The organism is Candidatus Jordarchaeum sp., from assembly GCF_052745115.1.
Genome location: NZ_JBRAKS010000267.1, coordinates 1 through 5,441, shown reverse-complemented (window position 1 = coordinate 5,441; position 5,441 = coordinate 1). Strand labels below are relative to the sequence as shown.

Here is a 5,441-nt window from a genome sequence, read left to right as displayed (position 1 = left end):
ATAGCCATATATGGTATTATTTAGTATTAAATCTTCCTACTGTTGTAAACCCTTTTTATCAAGAAGGAAAGTATCAAAATTGGAGGATTTAAAATTTTTCTTCATGAAATCGGCACAAAGTAATAGATATGTATTTTTGATTTTGGGTATGTGAAAACGTCCTGGCTAACTCCCATAGTAGGGTTTGGATTTGGAAAAGAAGGCTTAATAACTCCTCCTCTACAAGCAGCCAACAAACAAAAACACATACCCCCATGCAAAAAACATAACTATTACATCGTTCCATGAAATCTTCAAGTAGATTAATCTTTTTAACATCCATGAAATTCGCCCCAAAAAAGAAGACACTCTTAGATATTTATTTAGATGGAAATTATTAATCATTTTCGGTTATTTGATGAAAAATTAGTTAATTCTTTTTTTGTTAACAGTGGAAACAGTGGAAGTACTGGAAATGATATATACAAAGGTGTTTATATTTTTAAACGGATTCTTACCAAATAGGTACCCGAAATGATCTCATCAGCAGATAAGTCGATAAACCAAAATATATTTTTAACAGAACAAGAACAAGCAACAGTTAAACCACATGAGATCATATTCCAAAACATAAAAGAAAACAGCTTATACCGCATAAAATATACTTTCAACGGGAGAATATCAGAACCAAAAAACGTGAGCAAAGTAATCGAAATATACGAAAACGACTTTAAACTCAATCGAGAAGGGGTCCAGGGGGAACCCATATACGGTGGGCTTATCTTTTCAATACTGGTATACGACCGTGAAACAATGCATAAAATTTACTTCTTTCTAGTTGCCCAGAGAGCAAGAGTAAAAGTAGAACACTTAAATTACGAACAGGTACCATTGGAAAAAATCCAAGAAAGAATACTCCAAACCATCAGCAACTAAATCTAAATCCCCCCTACTAAATCATAAGCTTTCTGTCTTTTTTTCTGGAAATTTTGTTGTTGCTGATTTTACGATAAAGAAATAAATATGGGAGGGCATAGTAAAAAGACTAAATTAAGCTAATCTACAGGTGGGTATAGCTTGAGGACTCGCGTAATCATTATGGGTGCCGCTGGAAGGGATTTTCATAATTTCAATGTTTATTTTAGGCAAAATGCGCAATACGAGGTAGTAGCGTTTACTGCTGCCCAAATACCTAAAATCGAAAACAGAGTGTACCCTCCAGAACTTGCGGGTCCATTATATCCTGAAGGTATCAAAATATATCCAGAAGAAGAACTTCCTAAACTTATCGAAAAACACAACATTGATCAGGTGATCCTAGCATACACAGACCTCTCACACGTATCGGTCATGAACAAAGCCTCGTGCGCTCTGGCGTGTGGAGCTGATTTTCGCCTCATGGGGCCTAAAAACACTATGCTAAAATCAAAGAAACCAGTAATATCCGTTTGTGCGGTAAGAACCGGTGCAGGAAAAAGTCCCACCACCCGAAAGATTTCTAATATAATACGTAAAAAAGGCCTAAAAGTGGTGATAGTTAGACATCCTATGCCCTATGGGGATTTAAAAAATCAAGTATGTCAAAGATTTTCAACCTATAAAGACTTGGAGCTTTATAACACCACGATAGAAGAGAGAGAAGAATACGAACATCATCTTGACTTGGGAAACATAGTATACGCCGGAGTAGACTACAAGAAAATATTAAATGAAGCCGAAAAAGAAGCTGATGTAATCCTATGGGATGGAGGTAACAACGACTTCCCCTTCTACAAACCTGATCTACAGATAGTAATAGTCGATCCCCACAGGCCAGGACACGAATTAACGTACTATCCTGGAGAAACAAACGCCATAATGGCAGATGTGATAATAATAAACAAGATTGACAGTGCAAAACCCGACCATGTTGAACAAACAATAAGAAACATTAAAAAACTAAACCCCCAAGCCATCATAATAAAGGCCGCATCCCTAATCACCGTGGAAAACCCAGAATTAATCCGGGACAAAAGAGTATTGGTGGTCGAAGACGGACCCACACTCACCCACGGCGGAATGAGCTACGGAGCTGGAATAGTGGCCGCAAGAAAGTACGCAGCGAAAGAAATAATCGATCCCCGACCATACGCAGTAGGGTCCATAAAAACTGTGTTCGAACAGTACACTCAAATTGGTTCACTCCTGCCGGCAATGGGATATAGCCCAGACCAAATAAGCGAATTAAAACAAACAATTGAAGCCACGGACTGCGATACTGTAATCATAGGAACCCCCATAGATCTCAGTAGACTCCTAGAACTCAACAAACCTACCGCAAGAATAAAATATGAAATCCAAGAAATAGGGAAACCTGATTTAGAAGAAATACTGGATGACTTTCCATTAGAAAAAAATAAACAATAAAACTAGAGAAAATAAAAAGAAAAATGAAGAGAACGGTTTGGGTTACCTGATTTTTCCAATTATTTTAGTGTATCATTGATTGTCTTCGCATGTCTTCTCCACACTTCTTACACTGCCAATTCTTATCCTGGCTTGACTTTAGATCCAGGGTATTAAGTGTAAAACAGTTGGCGCAAACTTGCTCATTTAAAACAGCGGAAGTGCCGACACCATCAACCTTCTTTTTAATCGGATGCAGTGGGGCATCAATCGGTGGTGGAAAATACTTGTCTTCTCGATAATAATACTTACCAGTCTTAGGATCAATCGTGGGAACACCAAGAGGATATCTCCAGAAACTCCAGGGAAGTTTAGCACAAACATTTGCTGCTGCCCGCCTAATACCAGGAGCAATGTCCACCAAGTAATTATCTACATACTGGGATCTAGTCTTTATAGCATACTTAACATCTCTACCAGTAATACTTGATGAAACACTTTCGCTCACATTCTTGAAAAGCTCTCGAGTCCTCTGACGTCCTTTCCTAATCCAATCCATGCTCAAACTAAAGGCAGCTCTCAAAGGATCCTCAACTTCGAAGTCCTCTAACTCTTCAGGATGCAGCAATGCAAAATCAGGCGTATGAAAATTCGCGTTAAAGTCAACAATAATTCTATGATCCTTACCATCATCCGGAACCCTGTAGAAAAGCTCACGCCAGTGATAATCTGAGACAATCCACTCTAATACTCCGGTTTCTGCGTTCACCCAGACTTCCACCCTTTCATAGTCTTCGTGATACAATGATCTTGACGACACTGTGAATTCACCGGGCCACAAGTATGTGAAACGCATTACCCAATAGTACTTACCTTCCACCCATACTGGGGCATCTTCACGATCCTTGTATGGAAAGAGTGGTCCCTGATTTGCGTAGAAGTAGAGAGTGTATCTTTCGAGACCGAGAACCTGTACCCCTGATAACCCAAGTATAAATGATGCTATCAACAAGAATAATATTCCGTATAGCATAGCGGAAAACATTATTTCGAAAGGCAGTGCGGCAAGTGTCGTATATTGGTCTAGTAGTGATGGTGTAGTTGCAATCTGCAATGGGGTTTCTCCCAGAACATATTGCCTAAAGAACGGAGAGTTGAGAATCATTATGCTCAGAAAGTCAGCCATTCTCAGAAAAATATAAACTGTGAAGATAAAAGCAATGCTAGAAAAAACACCGATTGCTATCACTGCCGGGGCACCCTCGGGGGATTCACTAAGTATCTTTCGAGAGTGTACGGCCCAATAGATTGAAAAAACAAGAATGAATACGTAGATTACCAACGCAGCCACCACTAGTATTCTCACCTCGCCCGTCGTGAAATATCTCCATAGATCACCTGGTAATGTTACGTATTGAAGATAAGGTTGAACTGCAAATACAAAGTAAACTGTGGCTACTGCTATAAGTATACCTATCAGTGGAATAATCCATTTCGCCACAGCCGCTTGGTATGCTAATTCGAAGGGATTCCACACTGGTTTGTACTTTTCTGCGAGATAGTTTGGGTCGTAAAAGGTGCCGATTTCCTCCCCTGTATTTCTTAGTCGCACCTTGGCCTTGTTATCTTCTTGTGAAATTATTTCCAGTTCATGCACTGGTAGAGTGGGTTTTCCATCTCTGGGCACTCGATCCATATGTTCAAATGTTTTGAATTTTTTTTCTCTTCTGAAAAGTCTTCGCAGCAATGCCTTTGCTCCCTTTGTTACCACCTCAAATTCATCGACCTTATTTTTTCCAAGGAGGAAGTAGTTTGACCAGAGGTCTCGGTACATGAATGCCAGTCCTTGTGGAGTTTTCATCTCCGGCGTTGTTTCCGTATATGTGCTGACTCTGCCCATAGAGGCCCAGAAACCGCCCCAGAGTGCTGAAATCACAATAAATGTCGCCGCTATAGCCGTGTAAGCTATAGTTAGATTTGCCTGCCAAACTCCAAAAGCATCTTGATAATATTGCACGACACCTCCTTGAACCGTTATATGATAGGGTATCCACATAATGCCGTATAAGAGCTCTTGAACACCCTTTCCCAGGATACCAGCGAACGATGCCAGACTTATTGTTCCTCCAATGAATGCCCCGCTCCAGAAACGCTTAGTGAAATAGCCTGAAAAAGCACTGGTTATAAAAGCATAAACGAAACAGAGTATAAGCACCTCGTTATAATAAATAGTCCATGGTCCGAATTGTAACTGTGTGGGCGTTATGAATTTTACACCAGCTAGGGCTCCTAGGACAAAGGGGGCTGATATGAATATTAACCAAGTGAGTATAACAAGAGGTTTTTTGAATGAATATACATAGCTCTTCCACATTAGACTGTATACTTGGAACTGTGCAAAAAAGCCACCAATAACACCCATTGCTATCATAGTCAGTACAATACCATAGGTTGCAAAAAAACCGGCTCTCAAAGGGTCATAAACACCCATATATATTAGAATTTCTAACTGTAAATCCTTGCCCACTATGAAGAGTCCGGCTACAATTCCCGTATTAAGCAAGCCGTCAGGTAGTCCATTGCCAAGAGAAGCCACCAGGAATAATGCGAGTGGAGCCCCACCCTGAGAATACTCCTGAATGACATGGGTTGGATATATTGGGTAGGATATGAATGGTATCCATTCAGAGAAGTAAGGGTCAATACCCCAAGGAATTAAACCAGGTATAATGGACCAACTCCTACAGTAAAAATGAACAGCTGCTGCAATAGGTCCATAAAAAATATTGTCGAAATAGATTGCCCAATAGTCAAACCATGCAAAAACACCGATAATAATAGCGAGAATGATCAGAGTAACCCTTTTGCGTGTAAAAATCTTCATTAGTTTCGCTTTCAGAGGCATGCATCGTCCTCCAAATATATTTATGTTATAATTGATGCAAATGTTATAATATTATGATTCGAAAAGGTAATAAACATTTTTACCTACTTTCCGCACCCTTTACGAATATTTTGAGGTTTTTTCGTTTTTTCCAATTACTGCTTGTTTTCCTTGCTTGGATTCAAAAACCTTT

General features: G+C 39.6%; 3 protein-coding genes. 2 read left to right on the top strand and 1 reads right to left on the bottom strand.

All coding sequences use genetic code 11. The features are described from left to right. The first annotated feature begins 513 nt into the window (after positions 1 to 513). Together ACUVXA_RS15600 and ACUVXA_RS15595 are read left to right on the top strand one after the other, a co-directional pair. The gene (locus ACUVXA_RS15600; protein WP_445872207.1) at positions 514 to 915 is read left to right on the top strand and encodes a hypothetical protein; all 402 of its coding nucleotides are present in this window, start codon (positions 514 to 516) and stop codon (positions 913 to 915) included. A gap of 162 nt (positions 916 to 1,077) precedes the next feature. Then, positions 1,078 to 2,385, top strand: coding sequence for a cyclic 2,3-diphosphoglycerate synthase (locus ACUVXA_RS15595; protein ID WP_445872208.1), 1,308 nt, complete (start codon positions 1,078 to 1,080; stop codon positions 2,383 to 2,385). A gap of 64 nt (positions 2,386 to 2,449) precedes the next feature. Here the strand turns inward: ACUVXA_RS15595 and ACUVXA_RS15590 are convergent, their stop codons facing one another. Further along, positions 2,450 to 5,269 (bottom strand): hypothetical protein, encoded by a 2,820-nt coding sequence (locus tag ACUVXA_RS15590; protein ID WP_445872206.1) that lies wholly within the window; start codon positions 5,267 to 5,269, stop codon positions 2,450 to 2,452. Between the last annotated feature and the right edge of the window lie 172 nt (positions 5,270 to 5,441).

Coding starts and splice junctions, on each gene's coding strand:
- ACUVXA_RS15595 (WP_445872208.1), top strand. CDS start 1,078: ATGGGTGCCGCTGGAAGGGATTTTCATAATTTCAATGTTTATTTTAGG.
- ACUVXA_RS15600 (WP_445872207.1), top strand. CDS start 514: ATGATCTCATCAGCAGATAAGTCGATAAACCAAAATATATTTTTAACA.
- ACUVXA_RS15590 (WP_445872206.1), bottom strand. CDS start 5,269: ATGCCTCTGAAAGCGAAACTAATGAAGATTTTTACACGCAAAAGGGTT.